21 protein-coding genes are annotated in these 23,039 nt (G+C 71.7%); 15 read left to right on the top strand and 6 right to left on the bottom strand.

Annotated features, from left to right (window positions below):
• Positions 1 to 20: 20 nt before the first annotated feature.
• From MB828_RS14105 to MB828_RS14095, 3 genes are all read left to right on the top strand, one after another.
• Positions 21 to 293, top strand: a complete 273-nt coding sequence (locus MB828_RS14105) for a DUF4190 domain-containing protein (protein ID WP_301648496.1) — start codon at positions 21 to 23, stop codon at positions 291 to 293.
• A 179-nt stretch (positions 294 to 472) separates the two neighbouring features.
• Positions 473 to 1,636: a cysteine desulfurase family protein gene (locus MB828_RS14100; protein ID WP_301648434.1), complete on the top strand. Its 1,164-nt coding sequence runs from the start codon at positions 473 to 475 to the stop codon at positions 1,634 to 1,636.
• A 244-nt stretch (positions 1,637 to 1,880) separates the two neighbouring features.
• Positions 1,881 to 2,741 (top strand): intradiol ring-cleavage dioxygenase, encoded by an 861-nt coding sequence (locus MB828_RS14095; protein WP_430381379.1) that lies wholly within the window; start codon positions 1,881 to 1,883, stop codon positions 2,739 to 2,741.
• Positions 2,742 to 3,019: 278 nt separating this feature from the next.
• Here MB828_RS14095 and MB828_RS14090 read toward each other — a convergent pair whose 3' ends face one another.
• Positions 3,020 to 3,802: an SDR family NAD(P)-dependent oxidoreductase gene (locus MB828_RS14090; protein WP_301648433.1), complete on the bottom strand. Its 783-nt coding sequence runs from the start codon at positions 3,800 to 3,802 to the stop codon at positions 3,020 to 3,022.
• Between the two features lie 197 nt (positions 3,803 to 3,999).
• Here MB828_RS14090 and MB828_RS14085 point away from each other — a divergent pair, with 197 nt between their 5' ends.
• Both MB828_RS14085 and MB828_RS14080 read left to right on the top strand, forming a co-directional pair.
• Positions 4,000 to 4,179 (top strand): hypothetical protein, encoded by a 180-nt coding sequence (locus MB828_RS14085; protein WP_301648432.1) that lies wholly within the window; start codon positions 4,000 to 4,002, stop codon positions 4,177 to 4,179.
• Between the two features lie 158 nt (positions 4,180 to 4,337).
• The gene (locus tag MB828_RS14080; RefSeq protein WP_301648431.1) at positions 4,338 to 5,078 is read left to right on the top strand and encodes a GntR family transcriptional regulator; all 741 of its coding nucleotides are present in this window, start codon (positions 4,338 to 4,340) and stop codon (positions 5,076 to 5,078) included.
• 310 nt (positions 5,079 to 5,388) lie between these two features.
• Here MB828_RS14080 and MB828_RS14075 read toward each other — a convergent pair whose 3' ends face one another.
• Both MB828_RS14075 and MB828_RS14070 read right to left on the bottom strand, forming a co-directional pair.
• Positions 5,389 to 7,002: a multicopper oxidase family protein gene (locus MB828_RS14075; protein ID WP_301648430.1), complete on the bottom strand. Its 1,614-nt coding sequence runs from the start codon at positions 7,000 to 7,002 to the stop codon at positions 5,389 to 5,391.
• Between the two features lie 223 nt (positions 7,003 to 7,225).
• Entirely contained in the window at positions 7,226 to 7,918 is a 693-nt protein-coding gene (locus tag MB828_RS14070; protein ID WP_301648429.1) for an N-acetylmuramoyl-L-alanine amidase, read from the bottom strand.
• 71 nt (positions 7,919 to 7,989) lie between these two features.
• Here MB828_RS14070 and mnmA point away from each other — a divergent pair, with 71 nt between their 5' ends.
• Positions 7,990 to 9,126, top strand: coding sequence for a tRNA 2-thiouridine(34) synthase MnmA (mnmA, locus tag MB828_RS14065; RefSeq protein ID WP_133027211.1), 1,137 nt, complete (start codon positions 7,990 to 7,992; stop codon positions 9,124 to 9,126).
• Here mnmA and MB828_RS14060 read toward each other — a convergent pair.
• Positions 9,102 to 9,428 (bottom strand): DUF427 domain-containing protein, encoded by a 327-nt coding sequence (locus tag MB828_RS14060; RefSeq protein ID WP_133027212.1) that lies wholly within the window; start codon positions 9,426 to 9,428, stop codon positions 9,102 to 9,104. The two genes, mnmA and MB828_RS14060, sit on opposite strands and share 25 nt — an antisense overlap.
• Before the next feature lie 120 nt (positions 9,429 to 9,548).
• Here MB828_RS14060 and MB828_RS14055 point away from each other — a divergent pair, with 120 nt between their 5' ends.
• Positions 9,549 to 10,088, top strand: a complete 540-nt coding sequence (locus MB828_RS14055) for a TIGR00730 family Rossman fold protein (RefSeq protein ID WP_301648428.1) — start codon at positions 9,549 to 9,551, stop codon at positions 10,086 to 10,088.
• Positions 10,089 to 10,095: 7 nt separating this feature from the next.
• A complete protein-coding gene (locus MB828_RS14050; protein ID WP_301648427.1) occupies positions 10,096 to 10,803 on the top strand; it encodes an SDR family oxidoreductase in 708 nt (235 codons plus the stop codon).
• A gap of 15 nt (positions 10,804 to 10,818) precedes the next feature.
• Here MB828_RS14050 and MB828_RS14045 read toward each other — a convergent pair whose 3' ends face one another.
• On the bottom strand, positions 10,819 to 12,048 hold the full coding sequence (locus tag MB828_RS14045; protein ID WP_301648426.1) for a cytochrome P450: 1,230 nt from the start codon (positions 12,046 to 12,048) through the stop codon (positions 10,819 to 10,821).
• 154 nt (positions 12,049 to 12,202) lie between these two features.
• Positions 12,203 to 13,411, bottom strand: a complete 1,209-nt coding sequence (locus MB828_RS14040) for a cytochrome P450 (RefSeq protein ID WP_301648425.1) — start codon at positions 13,409 to 13,411, stop codon at positions 12,203 to 12,205.
• A 170-nt stretch (positions 13,412 to 13,581) separates the two neighbouring features.
• On the opposite strand from MB828_RS14040, the gene MB828_RS14035 reads away from it, so the two are divergent.
• The 7 genes from MB828_RS14035 to gatB all read left to right on the top strand — a co-directional run bounded on the left by MB828_RS14035 (position 13,582) and on the right by gatB (position 23,035).
• A complete protein-coding gene (locus MB828_RS14035) occupies positions 13,582 to 14,583 on the top strand; it encodes a methionine synthase (protein WP_301648424.1) in 1,002 nt (333 codons plus the stop codon).
• Positions 14,584 to 14,595: 12 nt separating this feature from the next.
• Positions 14,596 to 16,791, top strand: a complete 2,196-nt coding sequence (gene ligA / locus MB828_RS14030) for an NAD-dependent DNA ligase LigA (RefSeq protein WP_301648423.1) — start codon at positions 14,596 to 14,598, stop codon at positions 16,789 to 16,791.
• 213 nt (positions 16,792 to 17,004) lie between these two features.
• Positions 17,005 to 19,251 (top strand): putative bifunctional diguanylate cyclase/phosphodiesterase, encoded by a 2,247-nt coding sequence (locus MB828_RS14025; protein WP_301648422.1) that lies wholly within the window; start codon positions 17,005 to 17,007, stop codon positions 19,249 to 19,251.
• Between the two features lie 218 nt (positions 19,252 to 19,469).
• Positions 19,470 to 19,766: an Asp-tRNA(Asn)/Glu-tRNA(Gln) amidotransferase subunit GatC gene (gene gatC / locus MB828_RS14020; protein ID WP_018544665.1), complete on the top strand. Its 297-nt coding sequence runs from the start codon at positions 19,470 to 19,472 to the stop codon at positions 19,764 to 19,766.
• Positions 19,767 to 19,772: 6 nt separating this feature from the next.
• Complete coding sequence (gatA, locus tag MB828_RS14015) at positions 19,773 to 21,266, top strand: Asp-tRNA(Asn)/Glu-tRNA(Gln) amidotransferase subunit GatA (RefSeq protein ID WP_133027220.1); 1,494 nt, start codon at positions 19,773 to 19,775, stop codon at positions 21,264 to 21,266.
• Entirely contained in the window at positions 21,263 to 21,505 is a 243-nt protein-coding gene (locus MB828_RS14010) for a hypothetical protein (RefSeq protein WP_133027221.1), read from the top strand. The genes gatA and MB828_RS14010 overlap by 4 nt, the downstream gene beginning before the upstream one ends.
• A gap of 15 nt (positions 21,506 to 21,520) precedes the next feature.
• A complete protein-coding gene (gene gatB, locus MB828_RS14005) occupies positions 21,521 to 23,035 on the top strand; it encodes an Asp-tRNA(Asn)/Glu-tRNA(Gln) amidotransferase subunit GatB (RefSeq protein WP_133027222.1) in 1,515 nt (504 codons plus the stop codon).
• Positions 23,036 to 23,039: the final 4 nt, after the last annotated feature.

Below are 23,039 nucleotides of genomic sequence, written 5' to 3'. Positions count from 1 at the left end.
CGCCGGAGGAGCCGACCATGATGCACCTCACCGCCCCCGCCACCGCCCGACCCCAGCCCCGCACCCGCGACGCCGACGGCATGGCCGTGGCGTCCTTCATCCTCGGCCTGCTCGGCCTCCTGGTCCTGAACCTGTTCCTGGGCCCGATCGCGATCGCCCTGGCGGCCGTCTCCCTGTGGCGCGGCACCCAGCGCAGGGGCCGCGCGTACCTGGGCCTGTTCCTGGGCGTGGCCGACCTCGCGGTCCTGGGCGTCGCGATGGAGCTGTCGAACACGGTGTCGTGGAGTCTCTGAGCGGATCTTGAAAGCCCCGTTCAGGGCAGCGCCCCGTCAGGGGCGCTGGGGGTACCCCCGGCCGGAGGCTGGGGGAGGAACTGCGCGACCAGCCACAGCCCACCGGCACCCGCAACCGGTCATGGACCCCTACGGCGCTGGGCGACCCGCACCACGCCCCCCGTAGAATCGACCCCACCATGGCCTACCTCGACCACGCAGCCACGACCCCGATGCTCCCGGAAGCGGCCACCGCCCTGGCGGCGGCCCTCCGCGTCACCGGCAACGCGTCCGCCCTGCACGCCTCCGGCCGCCGGGCCCGCCGCACGGTCGAGGAATCCAGGGAGACCCTGGCCGACGCGCTCGGCGCCCGCCCCAGCGAGGTCGTGCTCACCTCCGGCGGCACCGAGGCCGACAACCTCGCGGTCAAGGGCCTGTACTGGTCCCGCCGGGACGCCGACCCCGCCCGTACCCGCATCCTGGCCAGCCCCGTCGAACACCACGCGGTCCTGGACGCGGTGGACTGGCTCGGCGAACACGAGGGCGCGACGGTCGAGTACCTTCCCGTCGACACCTACGGCCGGGTCCACCCCGAGGCGCTGCGCGAGGCGATCGCCCGCAATCCCGACGACGTGGCCCTCGCCACCGTCATGTGGGCCAACAACGAGATCGGCACCATCTTCCCGGTCCGTGAACTCGCCGAAGTGGCAAGCGAGTTCGGCGTCCCCCTGCACGCCGACGCGGTCCAGGCGTTCGGGCAGGTCCCGGTCGACTTCGCCGCCTCCGGCCTCGCCGCGATGACCGTCTCCGGCCACAAGGTCGGCGGCCCGTACGGCATCGGCGCCCTGCTGCTCGGCCGTGAGTACAGTCCCGTACCGGTGCTGCACGGCGGCGGCCAGGAGCGGCACGTCCGCTCCGGCACCCTGGACGTGCCGGCGATCGCCTCCTTCGCGGTGGCCGGGCGTCTGGCCGCCGACCGCCGGCAGCAATTCGCCGCTGAGATCGGTGCCCTGCGCGACCGGCTGGTCGACGCGGTGCGCACGGCCGTACCGGACGCGATCCTCGGTGGCGACCCGGTGGACCGCCTCCCGGCCAACGCCCACTTCACCTTCCCGGGCTGCGAGGGCGACTCGCTGCTCCTGCTGCTCGACGCGCAGGGCATCGAGTGCTCGACGGGCTCCGCGTGCACGGCCGGGGTCGCCCAGCCGAGCCATGTCCTGCTGGCCACCGGGACCGACCCGGAACTGGCCCGGGGCACCCTGCGCTTCTCGCTCGGCCACACCTCCACGCAGGCCGACGTCGACGCGGTGGCCAAGGCGATCGGCCCGGCGGTGGAGCGGGCGCGGGCCGCCGGGCTGACGTAAACCGCCACTCAGCCAAGCCGGGCCGAAGTCCCGCCGCCAGCCCTCGCCGGGGCCGTCCGCCGGGGCTGTCGTCTGTCGTCCGTCGTCTGTCGTCTGTCGTGTCCGTGACGTCCGCGCTGCTTGCGCGACACGCGGAATTGACCCCAACTCCGTTCCAAAGAAGGTGAGTTGAGGGGTTCTTCCCTAGCGTCCTCACAGTGCGTGGCCATGGCCCGCCTCAGGTCGGTCCTTAGGTTCTGCAGACATGACAGACAACGCCGCTGCCTCCGGGCAGACCCCCGAACCCCTTTCCTCCGACGACTCCGCCGCCCAGGCGACCGGCCGCCACCGCATGGACAACACCATGAAAAGGCGACGGGTGCTGATCGGCGGCGCCACCATCGCCGCGGCGGGCGGGCTGATGGCCGCGGGCCTCGCCTCCGCCGACACCACCACCTCGGAGACCGACTCCGACGCCTCCACCACCGTCACCTCCGACGCCTCCGCGGGCATCTGCTCCCTCACCGCCGAGGTCACCGAGGGCCCCTACTCGCTCACGGGCGCGCTGGTGCGCGAGGACGTCCGCGAGGACAAGGAGGGTGTCGAGGTCCAGTACACCTTCACGGTCGTCGACGAGGCCAACGACTGTGCCCCGCTGGAGAACGCGCTGGTCGAGATCTGGCACTGCGACGCGCTGGGCGAGTACTCCGGCTTCGTCGGCAAGAACGGCCACACCGAGACGGACGACGGCACCTTCCTGCGCGGCGGTCAGCTGACCGACTCCGACGGGCAGGTCAGCCTCATCTCGATCTGGCCGGGCCACTACGTGTCCCGTGCGGTCCACGTCCACATGCGGGTGCACACCGACGTGACGCTGACCGACGACTCGTACACGGGCGGCTCGATCATCCACACCGGTCAGCTGTTCTTCGACGCGGACATCAACACCCAGGTCCAGGCGACCTCGCCGTACTCCGACAACACCACGAAGGAGACCGCGCTCGCCGACGACACGATCTACGACGACGGCGGTGCCGCCTCGGGTCTGCTGACCCTGACCGCACTGGGTGACAGCGTCTCCGACGGGTACAAGGCGACGCTCACCGTGGGTGTCAGCACCTCCTGAGGCCGACGGGCCCGGAGCTCCTGACACCGCCGGCCCGGTGACCCCACCCGTCATGGTCACCGGGCCGGTCCCGCTCACCCCGGTTCACGGGCCGGCTCCCGCAGGTCGTCGTCGCCGGCGGCAGCCGGATTCCGGCCCCCGGGGATGGATGCGAACCGAATCCCGGGGGCCGGAGCTTTTCAGCACCTTTCGATGGGGGATGAGCGCACCCACCTGCTTTCAGGGGCGCGGGGAACTGCGCGATCAGCCCCCACTCACCCGCACCCGACCCACGACCTCTACGCCCCGATCATGTTGTATCCCCCATCAGCCACCAAGAAGCCACCTGTGATGTGCCCGGCATCCTCGGTCGCCAAGAACAGCGCGGCCCCGGCCAGTTCCTCCGGCCCGGGGATGCGGCCGAGCGGCGTAGCCGCCCTGAGCGCATCCCCCCGCCCGTTCTTCCAGTCCTCCCGCCCCAGCGTCGCCGCCGTCTCGATGAACCCCGGCGCGAAGACGTTCACCCGCACCCTCGGCGCGAACGCGTGCGCATAGGACTTGGTCAGCCCGATGATCCCGTACTTCGCCGCCGCGTACTGCGGCGCCCGCGCACTGCCCCGCACCACCACCGTCGACCCGATGTTCACGATCGCCCCACCCCCTTCCTGCTCCAGCATCCGCGCCCCGAACTCGTGTGTGCACAACAACGTCCCCTTGACGTCGACGGCGAGCACATGGTCGATCGACTCCTGCGTGATGTCCCGCCAGGACATCTGCTCCCGGGCGACGTCCCCGACGTTGTTGACCGCCACGTCCAGCCGCCCGAAGTGCGCCCACACCTCCTCCGCGAGCCGCGTGATCTGCGCGTGCTCGGAGATGTCGGCCTGCACGACGAGCGCCTTGCGGCCGAGGGCGGTCACCCGCTCCGCGGTCGCCTCGGCCCCCGCGCGGGAACCGCGGTAGTGCACGGCGACATCGGCACCCTCCCGCGCCGCCCGGACGGCGATCTCGGCACCGAATCCGGTACCCGCGCCGGTCACCAGCACGGTCTTCCCGGCGAAGCGTTCGAACACGGCGGTCATACGGCCTCCAAGGTCATCGTGGTCGGTGGTTCGGACGAAGAGCACGGGCCCGGTCAGAGCAGCGGGCCGGCCCCGGCCCCGGCGGCCAGCGCCCTCGTTCCCGTGAAGTCCCATGTGGTCCGCATGCTTCGGACGGTAAGTCACCGTCCTAATTTGTGTCCACACTTCGCGCATCTATTGACGATCACGCGGGCCAAGTGAAGGCTGTCTGTCGACACACCGGCCGCGACCCGTTTCCCGCCCAGGTCCTGGTCGAGGGCAACCGGATCACCGCGGTCGCCGAGCGCGCCGACGCGATGACCTGCGAGGTCCGCGCCCCGACGAGCTGTTCGACGCCCTGTGCGCGGACTTCGGCGAGACGGGACTGGTGGAGCTGACGGCCCGAGAAGTGACTCGCTGTCGACAGACGACGGGCAATGGTGCGCAGGGCCAGTGTGCTGAGTGGTGCCGGAGTGCGATAGTGTCGACACCGTTGTGTCCGCTGTGTAACCCGGAACCGGGCCCGGACACGGACACGGATCAGGGAGGTCGCCGGATGGCCGATCAGGACACGCATGTCGTGCTGGCCCGTCTGCTGCGGCTGCGCGACCGGCGGGAGCCGCTGGTCGCGCAGATCGCCGAGTGGGTGGGCGCCGGGATCATCGAGGGCCGGCTGGCGGCCGGCCAGGACCTCAACAGCGTCGACCTGTCACGGCGGTTCGACACCAGCCGCACCCCCGTGCGCGAGGCCCTGATGGTGCTCGAACAGGAGGGCCTGGTCGAGATGAAGGCGCGCCGCAGGCCCCGGGTCGCCGCGCCGTCCCTCCAGGACATCCGGGACATCTACCAGGTCCGCCGCCAACTCCTGTCGATGCTCGCCGCCCTGCTGGTCGAGCGGGCCACCGACGACGAGATCGCCGAACTGCGCGGCCGGGTCGAGAAGATGCGCGGACTCGCCGACGAGGGCGACGTGGACGCGTACTTCTGGGGGCACGTGCAGCTCCAGGAGCGGATGACCGAGATCGTCGGCAACGCGACCCTCAAGCAGATCCTCGACTCCCTGGCGCTGCGCACCCTCATGCTCCGCCACCTCAGCCTGACCCGCCCCGGCCGGCTCGCCTACAGCGTGGACGACCAGGAGCGGCTGATGCAGGCCTGCGAGGAGCGGGACGGCGAACTGGCGTCCGCGCTGATCGCGGGGGCGACGGTGCGGGCGCTGCGCTCGGTGGAGGAGCAGATCCAGGAGCAGGAGGCCGGGCGCAAGCCGTCACGCCGGCGGCGCACCCCGCCGACGTGACGGCCCACGGGTCCCGGGCACCCGTGGCCTGCCGGCCGGGGGCGGAAACGTCTCACTGAGTGTCTAGTGTCGACAGTAACGAGCAGTCAAGGGGTATCGGGCCATTCACTGCGCGAGGTGTCGACACTGCGCCCTTCTTCGGGCAGACTGCGAACGCCACACCCGCGCTGCCGGACAGCACGGACGGCCGGGTCGATGTGTTCCGGGGGGCCTGCCGGTGACCGGAACCCCACGAACGGCTGCCGCCGGCACTTCCACTGCCGGCGGCAGCCTGCCCGAGGGGCCCGGGGGACGGCCGTCCGCCCGTGACCTAGCTGTCCGTGACCATGAGGGACGCCATCATTCCCTCGTCCTCGTGCTGCAGGAGATGACAGTGCAGCATGTACATGTACGTGTCGTCGGAGAAGTCGGTGAACTCCATGGCGATCTTGATCGTGCCGCCGCCGACCACCTCGTAGGTGTCGTACCAGCCGAGTTCGACGCCGGTGGGATCCTCGCCGTTGATGGACACCAGCTGGTACGGCACGTCGTGCAGATGGAACGAGTGCTCCAGCTGCGTGGAGTTGGTGATCGTCCAGATCTCCTTGGACCCGACGGTCGTGCTGATCATGGCCATCGAGCTCATGCTGGTGCCCGCCGAACCGTTGATCAGCATCTTCGTGCCGGACTGGCCGAGGGTGATGGTCCGCGCGGTGAAGTCGCTGGTGTCGTACCGGTCGATGGTCCTGAGCGAGCTGGGCAGGTCGTCCGGGGTGTCCGAGCCGCTCGCGGTGACGGCGAGGAAGTCGTACGTGCCGCTGCCGCCGCGCACCCAGCCGGTGGTGACGACCGCCTGGAGGGTGACGTCGTCCGAGAGGTCCATGACCATCTCGGCGCGGGCCCCCGCCACCAGCCGGATCTCCGTCACGTCGGCCGCCGACGCCAGGTATCCCTGGTCGGTGGCGATCTGGGTCATCGTGCCGCCGTCGCTGCGCTGAACGGTGATGATGTCCGACGGCGAGGCGTTGAGCAGCCGGAACCGGGTCCGGGTCTTGGTCGCGGTGAAGGTGAGGGTGGTGTCGTCGACGTTGGTGCCGTTGACCAGCAGCGGGTAGCTGAGACCGCTGGTGAGGTAGCCGCTCAGGTCGTACTTGATGTCACCGGAGCTGTCCACGGCCAGGCACTGGAAGATCAGCGGGATGTCGTCCGTGCCGTAGGTGCTGGGCAGCGCGGAGCTGGTGTCGTCGTCGGCCTCGACGATGATCATGCCGGCCAGACCGTGCACCGCCTGCTTCGCCGTGGTGCCCAGCGCGTGCGGGTGGTACCAGAGCGTCATGGCGTCGTCCTTGACCGTGAAGGTCGGCGACCAGGTGTCCCCGTCGGAGAAGGCGACCTGCGGACCGCCGTCCATCTCGGCGGGGACGTGCGCGCCGTGGAAGTGGACGGTGGTGTCCTCGCCCAGGCTGTTGGTGATGTTGAGGACGTTGGTGTTGCCCTGCGTCCACTTCATGGTCGGGCCGAGGAACGACTGGTTGTAGCCGGCGGTAGTGCTGGAGACCCCGCTGAGCACCTCGGCGGTGCCGGTCTTCGCCTCCAGGGTGAAGGTGGTGGTGCTGTCGGAGGTGGTGCCCTCCAGGAGGTCCGGGATCGACAGGGTGGCGGTGTTGGTCGCCGCCCCCGCCTTGTTGCCGTTCGCGTCGGTCAGCAGGGCGAAGGACGCGCCGCCCGCGGCGACGGCACCCAGACCGACGCCGGCCATGCCGCCGAGGAACTTCCGGCGGTGCACGCCCTTGCCGCGCCTGGCCGTCGCCGTCCTGGAATGCTCGGCGTCCGTGACGCGCTCGGCCTTGGTGTGCTCCGAACCCTTGGCACGCCGTCGCCTGCCGCCGGTGACCTGCTCGTCGGTTCCGTCCGCCTCGAAGGCGGGATCTGTGGTGTGGGTCATGGCCCCGGATGTTTGACCTGGGGACTGTGTGAAATATGAGGCGAAGTTAGGAGCGAACCCGGGGGACTGTGAGGTGCCCGTGGACGCTGGTAATGCTGAACTCCCTTGGAAAAAGGCTGAGTTGATCAAGCGCAGCTAGCGCCCCCGGTGCGGGACGCAACGGACACAGGCGGCGCGCAGCACGACCAAAGGATAACGATTGAGTCACAGGCGGAACTGGGCGTCAGGCCTGTCCGACCCGCCGCACGAGCCGCATGTAGCGATCCCAGTCCCAGTGCTCGCCCGGGTCGGTGTGGTCCGTCCCCGGAACCTCCACGTGGCCGATCACGTGCTCGCGGTCCAGGGCCATGCCGTACCGCTCGCATATCGCGGCCGTGAGCCGGGCCGAGGCCGCGTACATCGCGTCCGTGAAGTCCTGCGGACGGTCCACGAACCCCTCGTGCTCGATCCCGACGCTCCGCTCGTTGTACGACCGGTTGCCCGCGTGGAACGCCACGTCCAGCTCGCGGATCAGCTGGGTGATCCGCCCGTCCTTGCGCACGATGTAGTGCGCGGCCGCCCCGTGCGCCGGGTCCTGGAAGGCTTTCACCGCGCTCGCGTAACCGCCCTGGGTGACATGGATGACCACCCGGTCGACGCGATAGTCGTCCGGCCGGTCGGCGGTCCGGTAGTTCGCGGACGACGCGGCCACCCAGCGCGCACCCTTGAAGTCCACCGCGCCCGCCACCCGGGCCTTGCGCACGCCGGGCAGCCGCCAGTACAGACGCGTCAGTTCGTCCCTGGTCAGCGCCGCCGTGCCGACGGCCGCCGCCACCCCGCCCACCAGCAGCGCGCGCCGCCCGATCCGCCGGTCCTTGTCACCCGCCACTGTCCGACCCCTCCCCCTGTGGCCCCATACGCACCCCAGCGCACCCATGTGCACCCCGTGTGATCTCCAACGGATACTCGCGGGCCCCGGTTCCCGCGCCCCCGTACCCTGGAAGGGCTATGACTGACACCCCGCAGCGCTCCCGTCCCCTCCGCGTCCTCGCCGCCATGTCGGGCGGCGTGGACTCCGCCGTCGCCGCCGCCCGCGCGGCGGAAGCCGGCCACGACGTCACCGGCGTCCACCTCGCGCTCTCCGCGAACCCGCAGTCCTTCCGCACGGGCGCCCGGGGCTGTTGCACCATCGAGGACTCCCGCGACGCCCGCCGTGCCGCCGACGTCATCGGCATCCCGTTCTACGTCTGGGACCTCGCCGACCGCTTCCGCGAGGACGTCGTCGACGACTTCGTCGCCGAGTACGAGGCCGGCCGCACCCCCAACCCCTGCCTGCGCTGCAACGAGAAGATCAAGTTCGCCGCGCTCCTGGACAAGGCCCTTGCCCTCGGCTTCGACGCGGTGTGCACCGGCCACTACGCGCAGATCGTGACCGGCCCGGACGGCTCCCGCGAACTGCACCGCGCCTCCGACATGGCCAAGGACCAGTCGTACGTCCTCGGTGTCCTCGACGAGAAGCAGCTCGCGCACGCGCTCTTCCCGCTCGGTGACACGGTCACCACCAAGGACGAGATCCGCGCGGAGGCCGAGCGGCGGGGCCTCGCGGTCGCCAAGAAGCCCGACTCGCACGACATCTGCTTCATCGCCGACGGCGACACCCAGGGCTTCCTGGCACAGCGGCTCGGCAGGGCCGAGGGCGACATCGTCGACGAGTCCGGCGCGAAGATCGGCACCCACGAGGGCGCGTACGGCTTCACCATCGGCCAGCGCAAGGGCCTGCGGATCGGCACCCCGGCCGCCGACGGCAAGCCGCGCTACGTCCTCGACATCTCACCGGTGGACAACACGGTCACGGTCGGCCCGGCGGCCGCCCTCGACGTCACCGGGCTCACCGCGATCAAGCCCCGCTGGTGCGGCACCGCGCCCACCGCCCCCGGTGTCTACACCGCCCAGCTCCGCGCCCACGGCGGCGAGACCGAGGTGAGCGCGGAACTGGTCGACGGCACCCTGCACGTCACGTTCACCGAACCGGTCCGCGGCGTCGCCCCCGGCCAGGCGATCGTCCTGTACGACGGCACCCGCGTGGTCGGCTCGGCGACGATCGCGACGACGGTACGGCGTCAGTCGGTCACCTCGACGTCGTAGAAGCAGAGGTGGTCCTTGATCCGGGCGACGTCGGCCTTGGGCTCGGGGTACGCCCAGACCAGGTCCGGCGCGTCCGGCAGGGACCAGTAGGACGCGGTCCCCTTGAAGGGGCAGACGCTGTGCGACTCGGAGGGCGCGAGCAGATCGAGCCGCACGTCGTCCGCGGGGATGTAGTAGCGCGGGGGACAGCCGGTCTCGTGCAGCACGAGGGCCCGGTCGCTCTCGGCGAGAACCAGATCACCGTGCGTCACGCGCACGTGCCGGTCACTGTCTTCGATGGTGATGGTGTGTCCTGAGGCCATGTAGGGCTGACACCGTTCGGCGCCCACTTGTTCCCGAGCCCTGTCAGGGGCGCTGGGAACTGCGTGAGCGACCCCCACGCACCCGCACCCGCCGCACAGCACCACGCATACCCTGACCTCATGCGCATCTGTGTCTTCCTCTCCGCCGCCGACCTCGACGACCGCTACACCCGCCCCGCCCGCGACTTCGGCAAGCTCATCGGCGAGGGCGGCCACACGCTGGTCTGGGGAGGCTCCGACACCGGCCTCATGAAGGTCGTCGCGGACGGCGTCGCGGAAGGCGGCGGCAAGCTGATCGGCGTGACCGTCGAGTTCCTCGCCAACAAGGCCCGCCCCGGCGCCGACGAGATGGTCATCGCGGCCGACCTCGCGGAGCGCAAGCGGCTGCTGCTGGAGAAGGCCGACGCCGTGGTCGTCATGGTCGGCGGCACCGGCACCCTCGACGAGGCCACCGAGATCCTGGAGCTGAAGAAGCACGGCCGCACGGACAAGCCGGTCGTCCTGCTGAACACCGCCGGTTTCTACGACGGCCTGGCCGAACAGTTCCGCCGCATGGCCGCCGAGGGCTTCCTGCCCCGCCCCCTGCCGGAGCTGATGCACGTCGCCGCCGAACCCGCCGACGCGCTCGCCTACCTGGAGGCCGGCCGCCAGGACCGCTGATGCGAGCATGGCCCCCATGGCAACTCATGTGATCACCGGCGCCGGATCGGGTATCGGCGCCGCCGTGGCCCGCAGGCTGCACGCGCGCGGGGACGAACTCGTACTGCACGCGCGCGACGCGGGCCGCGCCAAGGAACTCGCCGCGGAGTTCCCCGGCGCCCGCACCCTGGTCGGCGACCTGGCGGACCCGGACAAGCTCTCCTGGGCCTTCTCCCACCAGTCGCTCCCGGACCGGGTGGACTCGCTGCTGCACATCGCGGGCGTGGTCGACCTGGGCCAGGTCGGCGAGCTGACCCCGAAGTCCTGGCGGCACCAGCTGAACGTCAACCTGATCGCACCGGCCGAGCTGACCCGGCACTTCCTGCCCCAGCTCCGCGCCGCCCGCGGCCATGTGCTGTTCGTGAACTCGGGCGCCGGACTGAGCGCCCACGCGGGCTGGTCGGCGTACGCGGCCTCCAAGCACGGCCTCAAGGCGCTCGCCGACTCGCTCCGCCAGGAGGAGTCCGGCAACGGCGTCCGGGTCACCTCGGTCTACCCGGGCCGCACGGCGAGCCCGATGCAGGCCAAGGTCCACCAGCAGGAGGGCAAGGAGTACGACGCGTCCCGCTGGATCGACCCGGAGTCGGTGGCGACCACGATCCTCACGGCCCTGGACCTGCCGAGGGACGCGGAGATCAACGACCTCACCGTGCGCCCCGGCCCGCAGCCGCGCTAGTACCGGCGGGCCCGCTCACCGCAGGTCCAGCCGGCCCCGGAAGTTCTCCGGCACCGGCGCGAACCGGAGGGCCATCGTGACCGCCCCCGGGTCGGCCACGGTCAGCCGGTAGCGGGTGCACAGCAGGTGGCACAGGGCCATCAGCTGGACGACGGCGATGTTCGCGCCGACACACTTCTTCGGGGCCCAGCCGAACGGCACGTAACAGGTGCGGTCCGCGGGCCCGTGCGGCGCGCCGGGCAGGAAGCGGTCCGGGTCGAAGACGTCGGGCCGCCGCCACACCCGCTCGTCGCGATGGATCAGATGCGGGCTCAGCAGATACCACTGCCCCGGCTCCAGCCGGGTCCCGCCCAGATCGAACCCGTACGAGGAACGGCGCACCAGCAGCAGCGGCGGGCTCCACATCCGCAGCACCTCCTTCACGAACCGGTGCGTCACCGGCGCCGCCCGGGTGGGGGCCGTACGGAACTCCACCGGGTCCACGGCGCCCAGTTCGGCCTCGAGCCGGCGCTGCCACCCGGGGTGCCGTACGAACTCGTACAGCACGCTCGCGGCGGCGGTGCCGGGCGGGCCGCCGATGGCGGTGAGGACCGTGGTCACCACGTCCAGCGCCCGGTCCATGCCGAGTTCGGGCAGCAGGTCCACGAAGGGGTCGGCGAGGTCCGGCTCGCGCCCGCGCCGACCGCGGGCGCGCTGCCGGAGGACCCGCCGGACCACCAGCCCGGCCCGTATCTGGACGCCGACATGGCGGAGGTGGTGCAGCACACCGCCCGGGGTGGCGGACACCAGCCGGGACAGCTTCATCTCCAGGTCCCGGCGCACCACTTCCGCCTCGGCGCCGGTGAGCCCGCCGAGCGCGACGGGCAGCAGCGAGCGCAGCGCCACGTCCTGCATCAGCATCGTCAGGTCGGTCTCCGTGTCCTGCCCGGCCCGCGCGTCCAGCGCCCGCTGCATGCGCTCGATCAGCAGGCCGTGCTGCTCCGCCGTCGCGAGGGCGTGCAGCTGCGTCAGCCACGCCGACCGGATCCGGCTCCACCGCATCTCGGGGCTGTGCCGCCGGCGGACGATGTCGACCAGCCGGTCCTGGAGGACGAACCGGTGCCAGTTCGTGGCGCTGACCCGGCGCGCCGCCTCCGGCTCGAAGACGCCGAGCCGCTGGTCGTCGACCCAGAAGACGCCGTCCTCCCGGGCGCTGCGCAGCCGCAGGCCGCTCAGGAAGTCCTCGGGATGCTGCGGGGTGGTCATCGTGGGCTCTCCCCTCCTGGGGGCGCGGGGAGCGGGCCGGTGGCTCCCCGCGCCGGGCCGGTCAGATGTGGTGGTACAGGTACCAGAACTGCCCGTACGTGCGACGGACGTTGAGGACCGACTTCGTCTTGAGGTACAGCGCGCGCATGCTGGTTCACCTCCTCTCGGGACAGCCGTCGGGACGGCTCAGCGTCACGGTGAACCGCGGCGGAGCCAGCGCGGGACCCACCTGGGGCCCGGCGCCGTCAGGGGTGGCCGACGGGGCGGACGACACCCGCCAGTCACGGGTCAGGATGCCTACGACGTCCTCCAGCAGCCGTACGGTCACGGTCGCGCCGGCGCAGGTGTGCGGCCCGTGCCCGAACGGCAGGTAGGCGGCGTCGGGCACGGCCTCGGCCCAGCGCTCGGGGACGAACTCGTCGGGCCGTTCCCAGTGCCCGGGGTGCCGGTGCACCAGGTAGCTGCACACCATGAGCCGGTCCTGGGGCGTGACCCGCACCCCGCCCAGCTCCTGTGCCCGGCTCGGGGTGCGGGCGAACAGCCAGGCCACCGGCCACAGCCGCAGCGCCTCGCGCACGATCCAGGACGGCGGCGCGCAGGCCCGCCCGGGGTGCGTGGCCAGCAGGTGGACCGACCAGCCCAGCGCGAACCCGATCGAGCCGGCCGTGGCGAACACGAACGACAGGTACACCTCGACGAGTTCGCGCGGATCCGCCGCGGGGCCGCCCCCGCCGACGACGACGTCCATGAGGTCGCGCGGTCCGGACCGCCGTCCGTCCGTCCGGGCCGCCCGCTGCCGGGTCCGTATCTCCGCGTGCAGGGCGGCCAGCGCACGGCGCCGGAACAGCAGCCGGCTCGGCGCCGAGTGGCGCCCCCGGGCGCCCGCCAGCACCGCGCGGGAGACGATCGCCTCCACGGTCGTGTGCAGGTGGGGCGGCGCGTCGGGGTGCAGCAGCACATCGCGCAGGTGCCGCAGTACGAGCCGGTTCCCGGCGTCCGGCCACTCGCTGCGCGGTGCCAGCAGCTCGGCGACCAGACGGGGCAGGTCGGCGCGGTGCTCCCGCAGGTGACGCTGGATCAGAAGGCGGGCCGCGCGGCCGATGGCGACCTGCGCGGCACGCGGTCCGAAGACGCCGTCGCGGTGATGGTAGAAGTCGGAGGTGTCCGCCACGACGCCGTGCCGGTTGCCCAGCACGGCACGGGCCACCTCGGGATCGGCCACGCACACCCCGCCGGCCGGCGCCGAGCGCCACACCCCGGGCCCGCCGTCGAACTCCGCCGTCAGCAGGGCCAGCGCGTCATCGCGCCGGACGGCCGGGCCGGCCCCGCGGGGCCGGGGGCCTGAGGGTGACGACGACGTCATGGGTGTCCTCCCGGGGCGGCGCGGCGTGTTTCGCCGACGCACCCAGCCTGGGGAGCGCACGCCCCCGTGTCGCCCGCCGTGCCACTGAGCGGAACGGCGGGGTGAGGAGGTGGCAGGAGTGCCCCGAGGGGCTGGAGCGGTCGAGGCGCCGGCCCGCATAGGCTCCTCATGTGAACGCACACCCCACCTTCGGTCCGGCCACCGGTGTCGGCTCGCTTCCCGGCGGCGATGCCCGAGAGGCCGCGAAGACCGCGACCGGCAGCTTCGAGGACTTCCCGTTCCTGCCCGAACTGCCCGCCCGGGGCCCCGGCGCCGACATGATCGGCCGTACCGCGGGCCTGCTCGTCGAGCTGTACGCGCGCGTGGAGCCCAGCGGCTGGCGGCTCGGCGACCGGCCGGGCCGGGACACCCGGCGGGCCCGGTCCTGGCTGGGGGAGGACCTGGACGCGCTGGAGGAGTTCACCCAGGAGTACGAGGGACCGCTGAAGGTGCAGGCGGTCGGACCCTGGACGCTGGCCGCCGCCCTGGAGCTGAGGAACGGCGAGTCGGCCCTCTCCGACGCCGGTGCCTGCCGCGACCTGGCCGCCTCGCTCGCCGAGGGCCTGCGCCTGCACCTGGCCGAGGTACGGCGCCGGATCCCCGGCGCCCGTGTCGTGCTGCAACTCGACGAGCCGTCCCTCACGGCCGTCCTGCGCGGCCAGGTGAAGACCGCCAGCGGCTACCGCACCCACCGGGCCGTGGACCGGCAGGTCGTCGAGTCGACCCTGCGGGACGTCGTCGGCGTGCATGCCGAAGGGCCGGTGGCCGTCCATTCCTGCGCCCCCGACGTCCCCTTCGCGCTGCTGCGCCGGGCCGGAGCCGCCGCCGTCTCCTTCGACTTCTCGCTCCTCACCGAACGTGACGACGAGGCGATCGGTGAGGCCGTGGAAGGGGGCACCCGGCTGTTGGCCGGTGTCGTGCCGGGCACGGACACCCCGTTGTCAGACCCTGCCGGTAGCGTCATGGGGGTCAGGACGCTGTGGCGCAGGCTGGGGCTGCGACCGGAGCTGCTCGCGGAGACCGTCACGGTCACCCCGTCGTGCGGGCTCGCGGGTGCTTCCCCCGCCTACGCCCGGCAGGCGCTCGCCCACTGCGTCCAGGCGGCGAGATCACTCGCGGACAACCCAGAGTAACGGGAGGAAAAGGTGGCCGGCGACAAGCAGCAGGCTCAGACGGCGGTGCCCGCCGAGGCACGGGAGCAGCACGCGCAGCTCGCCGAGCAGATCGAGGAGCACCGCTTCCGGTACTACGTGAAGGACGCCCCGGTCGTCAGCGACGCCGAGTTCGACCAGCTCCTGAAGAGCCTGGAGGCGCTGGAGGACCGGTACCCGCCGCTGCGCACCCCGGACTCGCCGACCCAGAAGGTCGCGGGCTCGTACGAGACGGAGTTCACCTCGGTCGAGCACCGCGAGCGGATGATGTCGCTGGACAACACGTTCAACGACGACGACCTCGCGGCCTGGGCCGAGCGCATCCACCGGGAACTGGGCGAGCAGACCTTCCACTTCCTGTGCGAGCTCAAGGTCGACGGCCTCGCCGTCAACCTCACCTACGAGCGCGGCCGCCTGACCCGCGCGGCGACCCGCGGCGACGGCCGCACCGGCGAGGACATCACGCCCAACGTCCGTACGATCGCGGAGATCCCGGACCGCCTGAACGGCGAGAAGGTCCCGGACCTGGTGGAGATCCGCGGCGAGGTCTACTTCCCGATGGAGAAGTTCGCCGAGCTCAACGAACGGCTGGTGGCGGCCGGTGACAAGCCGTTCGCCAACCCGCGCAACGCGGCGGCCGGTTCGCTGCGCCAGAAGGACCCGCGCGTCACCGCCTCCCGCCCGCTGCACATGGTCGTCCACGGCATCGGCGCCCTGGAGGGCTTCGAGGGTCTGGGCCGCCTCTCCGAGGCGTACGACCTGCTGAAGACCTGGGGCCTGCCCACCTCTCGGCACAACAGGGTGGTCGACGACCTCGACGGCGTACGGGAGTTCATCGCCTTCTACGGCGAGAACCGGCACTCCGTGGAGCACGAGATCGACGGGGTCGTCGTCAAGCTCGACGAGATCCGCCTCCAGGGCCGGCTCGGTTCGACGGCGCGTGCCCCGCGCTGGGCGATCGCCTACAAGTACGCGCCGGAGGAGGTCAACACCAAGCTGATCGACATCAAGGTCGGTGTCGGCCGCACCGGGCGCGTCACCCCGTACGCGCAGGTCGAGCCGGTGACGGTGGCGGGCAGCGAGGTGGAGTTCGCGACCCTGCACAACCAGGAGGTCGTCAAGGCCAAGGGCGTGCTGATCGGCGACACCGTGGTGCTGCGCAAGGCCGGTGACGTGATCCCGGAGATCCTCGGCCCGGTCGCCGACCTGCGCGACGGCAGCGAGCGGGAGTTCGTGATGCCGGCCGAGTGCCCCGAGTGCGGGACACCGCTGCGGGCCATGAAGGAGGGCGACATCGACCTCCGCTGCCCCAACGCCCGCACCTGCCCGGCCCAGTTGAGGGAGCGGGTGGCGTATCTCGCGGGCCGGGAGTGCCTGGACATCGAGCACTTCGGCGGGGTGGCCGCGGCGGCCCTCACCCGGCCGCTGGAGCCGGCCGACCCGCCGCTGGTCGACGAGGGCGACCTCTTCGACCTCACGGTGGAGAAGCTGCTGCCCATCAAGGCGTACGTCCTCGACCCCGACAGCGGACTGCCCAAACACGACCCGAAGACGGGCGAGGAGAAGGTCGTCACGGTCTTCGCCAACCAGAAGGGCGAGCCAAAGAAGAACACCCTCGCCCTCCTCCAGCACATCGAGGAGGCGAAGACCCGTCCGCTCGCCCGCTTCCTCAACGGCCTGTCCATCCGGCACGTCGGACCGGTCGCCGCGCAGGCGCTGGCCCGCGAGTTCCGCTCCATCGACCGCATCGAGCAGGCCACCGAGGAGGAACTGGCCGGCATCGAAGGCGTCGGAGGCATCATCGCGACCGCGCTCAAGGAGTGGTTCGCGGAGGAGTGGCACCGCGAGATCATCCGAAAGTGGAAGGCCGCTGGAGTCCCGCTGGAGGACGAGTCCACCGGCGAGGACGAGGGGCCGCGTCCGCTGGAGGGACTCACCGTCGTCGTCACCGGAACGCTGGAGCACTACACCCGGGACGGCGCCAAGGACGCACTGCAGAGCCGCGGGGCCAAGGTGACCGGCTCGGTGTCCAAGAAGACATCGTTCGTGGTCGTAGGTGACAACCCCGGATCGAAGTACGACAAGGCGATGCAGCTGAAGGTCCCCATCCTGAACGAGGACGGATTCGTCGTCCTTTTGGAGCAGGGGCCGGAAGCGGCGGCCGAAGTCGCCCTTCCGACCGGGGAGTAGCGGTTGAAGGCCACCCGTTCGGCGCATACCAGATGCATACGGGTGGCCGGGTCGCAATCGGGCAACCGTCCACGACCGCTGCCCGCGAAAGCCTTCCGCGGCCTACTGTTGAGACGTGCGCCTGCCGTGCCCAGCTGCGGTCGGGGCATTCCCGTGCTCCCGCAGGGCACGGACCGCATGGCGTGGGCACCGCCGGCTGTGAGAGGGACGGGAATGGAACCGACCGAGAGCGCCGCCCCGGGCGCACGGCTGCCGCTGCGCCGACGGGCGTGCGCGTGGCGGGAGAGCCGGGGTACGGCGCGGGGCGACCGGCGCCTCGGCGTGCCGGTCACCAGCCTCGTGGCGGGCGCCCGTGACCCGCTGCCGCCGCCCTCCGTCGAACCGGCGCCCCACCTGCCCGGCCTGCCCGGCTCCGAGCACGACCACGACCGGCACCTGTCCTGGCCCGCGCTGCCCGCCGGGGTCGTCGCGGCCGCCGCGTTCGTCCTCGGCGCCGGCTTCTACCGCGCCTTCACCGACAACCACGCCCTGTTCCCCTCCGGCACGGTCGGCTGGTCGCTGGCCGTGCTGACCGGCATCATCGTCGGCCACCTGGTGCTGCTCGGCCGCGCCCGCTGGTGGGGCGGCACCGGCTCCGGCGGCGCCCTCACCCTCGCCGTCCTGCTGCTGTACGGCTGGGTCCCGGCCGGCATGGTCAGCCTCACCGTCGTCGTCCTGGTCGGCATAGCCCGGCGCCACCGCTGGCGGCAGGGCGTCCTGCACGGCGCGGTGGACATCCTCGGCATCGGCGCCGGCGCCCTCCTGCTCGGCGCCTTCGGCCGGGTACCGACCGTCGAGTCCCCCTGGAACCCCGGCAGCTGGAGCGCCACCACCGCCCCCGAGGTCGTGCTCGTCGCGGTGGCCTACCTCGCCGTCACCCGCGCCCTGCTCTGGTACCTGCACCTCCCGCGCGGCGGCGGAGTGCCCACCGTCGCCCGCACCGCCCTGGTGCGACAGGGCCTGGTCGCGGTCGCGCTGCTCGGCATCGCCCCGCTCGTCTGCGTGGTCGCCGTCGCCCAGCCGCTGCTGCTCCCGCTGTTCTCGATCCCGCTGGTCGCCCTCGACTCCACCCTGTGGATAGCCCGGGCCCGCGCCGAGGAACAGCTGCGCGACCCGCTGACCGGACTGCCCAACCGGCAGTGGCTCCTGGAGCGGATCTGGACCGCCCTCGACGACGCCGAACGCATCGGCGCCCGCTCCGCCCTCATGCTGATCGACCTCGACCGGTTCCGTTCGGTCAATGACACGCTCGGTCATCTCGCCGGTGACCGGCTGCTGCTCCAGATAGCCGACCGGCTGCGGGCCGCGCTGCCGCGCGGTGCGGAGGCGGCCCGGCTCGGCGGTGACGAGTTCGCGGTCTTACTGCCCGTCGCCGACTCCACGACCTCCGCGACCCGGGTGGCCCGGAACCTGGTCACCGCCCTCTCCTCCCCGCTCGACCTCGACGGCCTCACCCTCGTCCTGGAGGCCAGCGCCGGTGTCGCCGTCTTCCCCGACCACGCCGTCGACGCGGAGGGGCTGCTGCGCCGGGCGGACGTGGCCATGTACCAGGCGAAGCGGGACCGCACCGGCGTCGAGGTGTACGAGTCCAAGCGGGACTCCAACACCCCGGACCGGCTGGGTCTGCTGGGCGACCTGCGGCGCGCCCTGGACGCCCACGAGGTGCAGCTGCACTACCAGCCGAAGGTGCGCTTCGACGGTCAGGTGGCCGGACTGGAGGCCCTGGTCCGGTGGGTGCACCCCGAACGCGGCAAGGTGCCGCCGGACGAGTTCATAGCGATCGCCGAGTCCTCCGGGCTGATGCCCCATCTGACGGAGTACGTCCTGGAGACCGCGCTCGGGCAGGTCGCCGAGTGGCGGGCGCAGGGGCTGCGGGTGCCGGTGGCGGTCAACGTCTCGCCGCGTGACGTGCACACCCCCGGGTTCGCCGGTTCGGTGGCGGCCCGGCTGGCCCGGCACGGGGTTCCGGCGGGGGCGTTGCAGCTGGAGATAACGGAGCACGTGCTGCTGGAGGACCCGCAGCGGGCCGCGGACACCCTCGCGGGGCTGACCGGGCACGGCGTGAAGATGTCGCTGGACGACTTCGGCACCGGGTACTCGTCGCTGGTGCACCTGCGGCGGCTGCCGGTGAGCGAGCTGAAGATCGACCGGTCCTTCGTGGCCCGGCTGGCCGTGGACAACGAGGACGCGGAGATCGTGCGCTGCACGGTCGACCTCGCGCACTCGCTGGGGCTGCTGGTCGTCGCGGAGGGCGTGGAGGACGACGAGACCTGGGAGCGGCTGCGGGACCTGGGGTGTGACGCCGTCCAGGGCTGGCTGGTCGCCGCCGCGATGCCGCCCGAGGAGGCCACGGCGTGGCTGCTGGCACGGGGGTCACGGGGGTGGCAGCGCCCGCGCGCGGCACTCCCGGCCGCCGAGTAGCCGCCCGTCCCCGGCGGGGGTGCCGTGCCGTCGGCCGTCGGCGGCCGGCCGGCCGCTGTGGCGCTCGCGCGGTCCCTCCCCCCAGCCTTCGGCCGGGGACACCCCAGCGCCCCTGCGGGGCGCTGTCAGCAGCCCCGGCCAAACCGTTTAACAGCCACCGGGTCCCGCCCCATAGGATTGGCCCCAAACCACACACACTCACCCCAGAGGAACGCTGCATGCCTGGCATCACGCGCGAGGAGGTCGCCCACCTCGCCCGGCTGGCGCGTCTGGAGCTGAAGCCCGAAGAACTCGACCACTTCGCCGGCCAGCTCGACGACATCATCGGCGCGGTCGCCCGCGTCAGCGAGGTCGCCGACCAAGACGTACCGCCGACCTCCCACCCGCTGCCGCTGACGAACGTCATGCGCGCGGACGAGGTCCGTCCCTCGCTCACCCCCGCGCAGGCGCTCTCCGGCGCCCCGGCCCAGGAGCAGCAGCGTTTCAAGGTGCCGCAGATCCTGGGGGAGGACTAGACAGCCATGACGGACATCATCAAGCTCACGGCCGCCGAGACCGCCGCGAAGATCGCCTCCGGCGAGCTCACCGCGGTCCAGGTCACCGAGGCCCACCTCGCCCGGATCGAGGCCGTCGACGAGAAGGTGCACGCCTTCCTGCACGTCGACCGCGAGGGCGCCCTGGCGCAGGCCCGTGCGGTCGACGAGAAGAAGGCCCGCGGCGAGCGGCTCGGCCCGCTGGCCGGCGTCCCGCTCGCGCTCAAGGACATCTTCACCACCGAGGGCATCCCGACGACCGTCGGTTCGAAGATCCTGGAGGGGTGGATCCCGCCGTACGACGCCACCCTCACCAAGCGGCTCAAGGCCGCCGACGTCGTCATCCTCGGCAAGACCAACATGGACGAGTTCGCCATGGGGTCCAGCACCGAGAACAGCGCGTACGGGCCGACCGGCAACCCGTGGGACCTCACCAAGATCCCCGGTGGCTCGGGTGGCGGTTCGTCCGCGGCCCTCGCCTCCTTCCAGGCGCCGCTCGCCATCGGCACCGACACCGGCGGCTCCATCCGCCAGCCGGCCGCCGTCACCGGCACGGTCGGCGTGAAGCCGACGTACGGCGCGGTCTCCCGGTACGGCATGGTCGCCTTCTCCAGCTCCCTGGACCAGGGCGGCCCGTGCGCCCGTACGGTCCTGGACGCGGCGCTGCTGCACGAGGTGATCGCCGGGCACGACCCGCTCGACTCCACCTCCATCGACGCCCCGGTCCCGCCGGTCGTCGAGGCCGCCCGCAACGGCAGCGTCGAGGGCATGCGCGTCGGCGTCGTCAAGCAGTTCCGCGGCGAGGGCTACCAGGCCGGCGTCATCCAGCGGTTCGACGAGTCCGTCGCCCTCCTGAAGGAGCTGGGCGCCGAGATCGTCGAGCTGGACTGCCCGTCCTTCGACCTCGCCCTGTCGGCGTACTACCTGATCGCGCCGAGCGAGTGTTCGAGCAACCTCGCCCGCTTCGACGGCCTGCGCTACGGCCTGCGGACCGGCGACGACGGCTCGCACTCCGCCGAGGAGGTCACCTCCCTCACCCGTGAGGCGGGCTTCGGCCCCGAGGTGAAGCGCCGCATCATGCTCGGCACCTACGCCCTGTCGAGCGGCTACTACGACGCCTACTACGGCTCCGCCCAGAAGGTCCGCACGCTCATCACGCGCGACTTCGAGAAGGCCTTCGAGCAGGTGGACGTCATCGTGTCGCCCACGACGCCGACCACCGCCTTCGCGATCGGCGAGCGCGCCGACGACCCGATGGCGATGTACCTGGCCGACCTGTGCACCATCCCGACGAACCTCGCGGGCAACGCGGCGATGTCGCTGCCCTGCGGTCTCGCCCCGGAGGACAACCTCCCGGTGGGCCTGCAGATCATCGCCCCGGCGCTCAAGGACGACCGCCTTTACAAGGTCGGTGCCGCTGTCGAGGCCGCCTTCGTGGAAAGGTGGGGGCACCCGCTCCTGGAGGAGGCACCGTCGCTGTGAGCAACGCACTGTCGAAGGCCAAGGGCTTCAAGAAGTCGAAGTCCGGTACGTACCTGTCCATGGCCACCACCGCGTTCGGCGCGGTGAGTGTCGCCAAGCAGATCAAGAAGGCCCGCGCCGAGCACGACACGCTCCGGCTGATCGACGCCACGGTCTCCGCCGCGGCGATCGTGACCGGCCTCGCGATCCTCTACCGCGAGCTGAAGCGGCTGGGCGACGACGACGTCCTGCTGGGCTGAGAGGGAAGTTTCACCGTGACCACCACGACCGACCTGGTGTCGTACGAGGACGCGCTGGCGTCGTACGACCCCGTCATGGGCCTTGAGGTCCATGTCGAACTCGGCACCAAGACCAAGATGTTCTGCGGGTGTTCGACCGAGCTGGGCGCCGAGCCCAACTCGCAGACCTGCCCGACCTGCCTCGGCCTGCCCGGCGCGCTCCCGGTCGTCAACGCGACCGGCGTCGAGTCAGCGATCAAGATCGGTCTCGCGCTGAACTGCGAGATCGCCGAGTGGTGCCGCTTCGCCCGGAAGAACTACTTCTATCCGGACATGCCGAAGAACTTCCAGACCTCCCAGTACGACGAGCCGATCGCCTTCAACGGCTACCTCGACGTGCAGCTGGAGGACGGCACGTCCTTCCGCGTGGAGATCGAGCGCGCCCACATGGAGGAGGACACCGGCAAGTCCACCCACGTGGGCGGTGCGACCGGCCGTATCCACGGCGCCTCGCACTCGCTGCTGGACTACAACCGCGCCGGCATCCCGCTCATCGAGATCGTCACCAAGCCGATCGAGGGAGCGGGCGAGCGTGCCCCCGAGGTCGCGCGGGCGTACGTGCGTGAGCTGCGCGAGGTCATCCGGGCGCTCGGCGTGTCCGAGGCCCGCATGGAGATGGGCCAGATGCGCTGCGACGTGAACCTGTCGCTGCGCCCGAACGGCACCGAGAAGTTCGGCACCCGCTCCGAGACGAAGAACGTGAACTCGCTGCGCTCCGTGGAGCGCGCGGCCCGTTTCGAGATCATGCGGCACGCGGCCGTGCTGTCCTCCGGCGGGACGATCATCCAGGAGACCCGGCACTTCCACGAGGACACCGGTTCGACGACCTCGGGCCGCGTGAAGGAGGAGGCCGAGGACTACCGGTACTTCCCGGAGCCCGACCTGGTCCCCGTGGCGCCCTCGCGCGCGTGGGTCGAGGAGATCCGCGCGGCGCTGCCGGAGATGCCGCTGGCCCGCCGCACCCGTCTCCTCGCCGAGTGGGACATCTCGGCCACCGACATGCAGGCGATCCTGAACGCCGGTGCGCTGGACCTGATCGTCGCCACCATCGACGCCGGAGCCGACGCGGCCTCGGCCCGCAAGTGGTGGATGGGCGAACTGGCGCGCAGCGCCAACGAGTCGGGCACCTCGCTGGACGAGCTTGCGATCACCCCGGCGCAGGTCGCCCGGGTCACCGAGCTGGTCTCGAAGGGCGACCTCAACGACAAGCTGGCGCGCCAGGTGATCGAGGGCGTCCTCGCGGGCGAGGGCACCCCGGACGAGGTGGTCGACAAGCGCGGTCTGAAGGTCGTGTCGGACGAAGGCGCGCTCGGCAAGGCCGTCGAGGACGCCATCGCCGGCAACCCGGGCATCGCCGACAAGATCCGCGGCGGCAAGGTGGCCGCGGCCGGTGCCCTGGTCGGCGCGGTCATGAAGGCCACCCGCGGTCAGGCCGACGCGGCCCGCGTCAAGGAGCTGATCCTGGAGCAGCTGGGCGTCAGCGAGGGCTGAGCAA

This window comes from Streptomyces arenae (assembly GCF_022343545.1).
Taxonomy (GTDB): domain Bacteria; phylum Actinomycetota; class Actinomycetes; order Streptomycetales; family Streptomycetaceae; genus Streptomyces; species Streptomyces humi.
Note: the sequence above shows the minus strand (reverse complement) of the source record. Positions and strands in the feature narration are given on the sequence as shown.

What these genes read in the sequence shown, in the direction of transcription:
- MB828_RS14105 (WP_301648496.1), top strand. Translation starts at nt 21, where the DNA reads ATGCACCTCACCGCCCCCGCCACCGCCCGACCCCAGCCCCGCACCCGC.
- MB828_RS14100 (WP_301648434.1), top strand. Translation starts at nt 473, where the DNA reads ATGGCCTACCTCGACCACGCAGCCACGACCCCGATGCTCCCGGAAGCG.
- MB828_RS14095 (WP_430381379.1), top strand. Translation starts at nt 1,881, where the DNA reads ATGACAGACAACGCCGCTGCCTCCGGGCAGACCCCCGAACCCCTTTCC.
- MB828_RS14090 (WP_301648433.1), bottom strand. Translation starts at nt 3,802, where the DNA reads ATGACCGCCGTGTTCGAACGCTTCGCCGGGAAGACCGTGCTGGTGACC.
- MB828_RS14080 (WP_301648431.1), top strand. Translation starts at nt 4,338, where the DNA reads ATGGCCGATCAGGACACGCATGTCGTGCTGGCCCGTCTGCTGCGGCTG.
- MB828_RS14075 (WP_301648430.1), bottom strand. Translation starts at nt 7,002, where the DNA reads ATGACCCACACCACAGATCCCGCCTTCGAGGCGGACGGAACCGACGAG.
- MB828_RS14070 (WP_301648429.1), bottom strand. Translation starts at nt 7,918, where the DNA reads ATGGGTGCGCTGGGGTGCGTATGGGGCCACAGGGGGAGGGGTCGGACA.
- mnmA (WP_133027211.1), top strand. Translation starts at nt 7,990, where the DNA reads ATGACTGACACCCCGCAGCGCTCCCGTCCCCTCCGCGTCCTCGCCGCC.
- MB828_RS14060 (WP_133027212.1), bottom strand. Translation starts at nt 9,428, where the DNA reads ATGGCCTCAGGACACACCATCACCATCGAAGACAGTGACCGGCACGTG.
- MB828_RS14055 (WP_301648428.1), top strand. Translation starts at nt 9,549, where the DNA reads ATGCGCATCTGTGTCTTCCTCTCCGCCGCCGACCTCGACGACCGCTAC.
- MB828_RS14050 (WP_301648427.1), top strand. Translation starts at nt 10,096, where the DNA reads ATGGCCCCCATGGCAACTCATGTGATCACCGGCGCCGGATCGGGTATC.
- MB828_RS14045 (WP_301648426.1), bottom strand. Translation starts at nt 12,048, where the DNA reads ATGACCACCCCGCAGCATCCCGAGGACTTCCTGAGCGGCCTGCGGCTG.
- MB828_RS14040 (WP_301648425.1), bottom strand. Translation starts at nt 13,411, where the DNA reads ATGACGTCGTCGTCACCCTCAGGCCCCCGGCCCCGCGGGGCCGGCCCG.
- MB828_RS14025 (WP_301648422.1), top strand. Translation starts at nt 17,005, where the DNA reads ATGGAACCGACCGAGAGCGCCGCCCCGGGCGCACGGCTGCCGCTGCGC.
- gatC (WP_018544665.1), top strand. Translation starts at nt 19,470, where the DNA reads ATGCCTGGCATCACGCGCGAGGAGGTCGCCCACCTCGCCCGGCTGGCG.
- gatA (WP_133027220.1), top strand. Translation starts at nt 19,773, where the DNA reads ATGACGGACATCATCAAGCTCACGGCCGCCGAGACCGCCGCGAAGATC.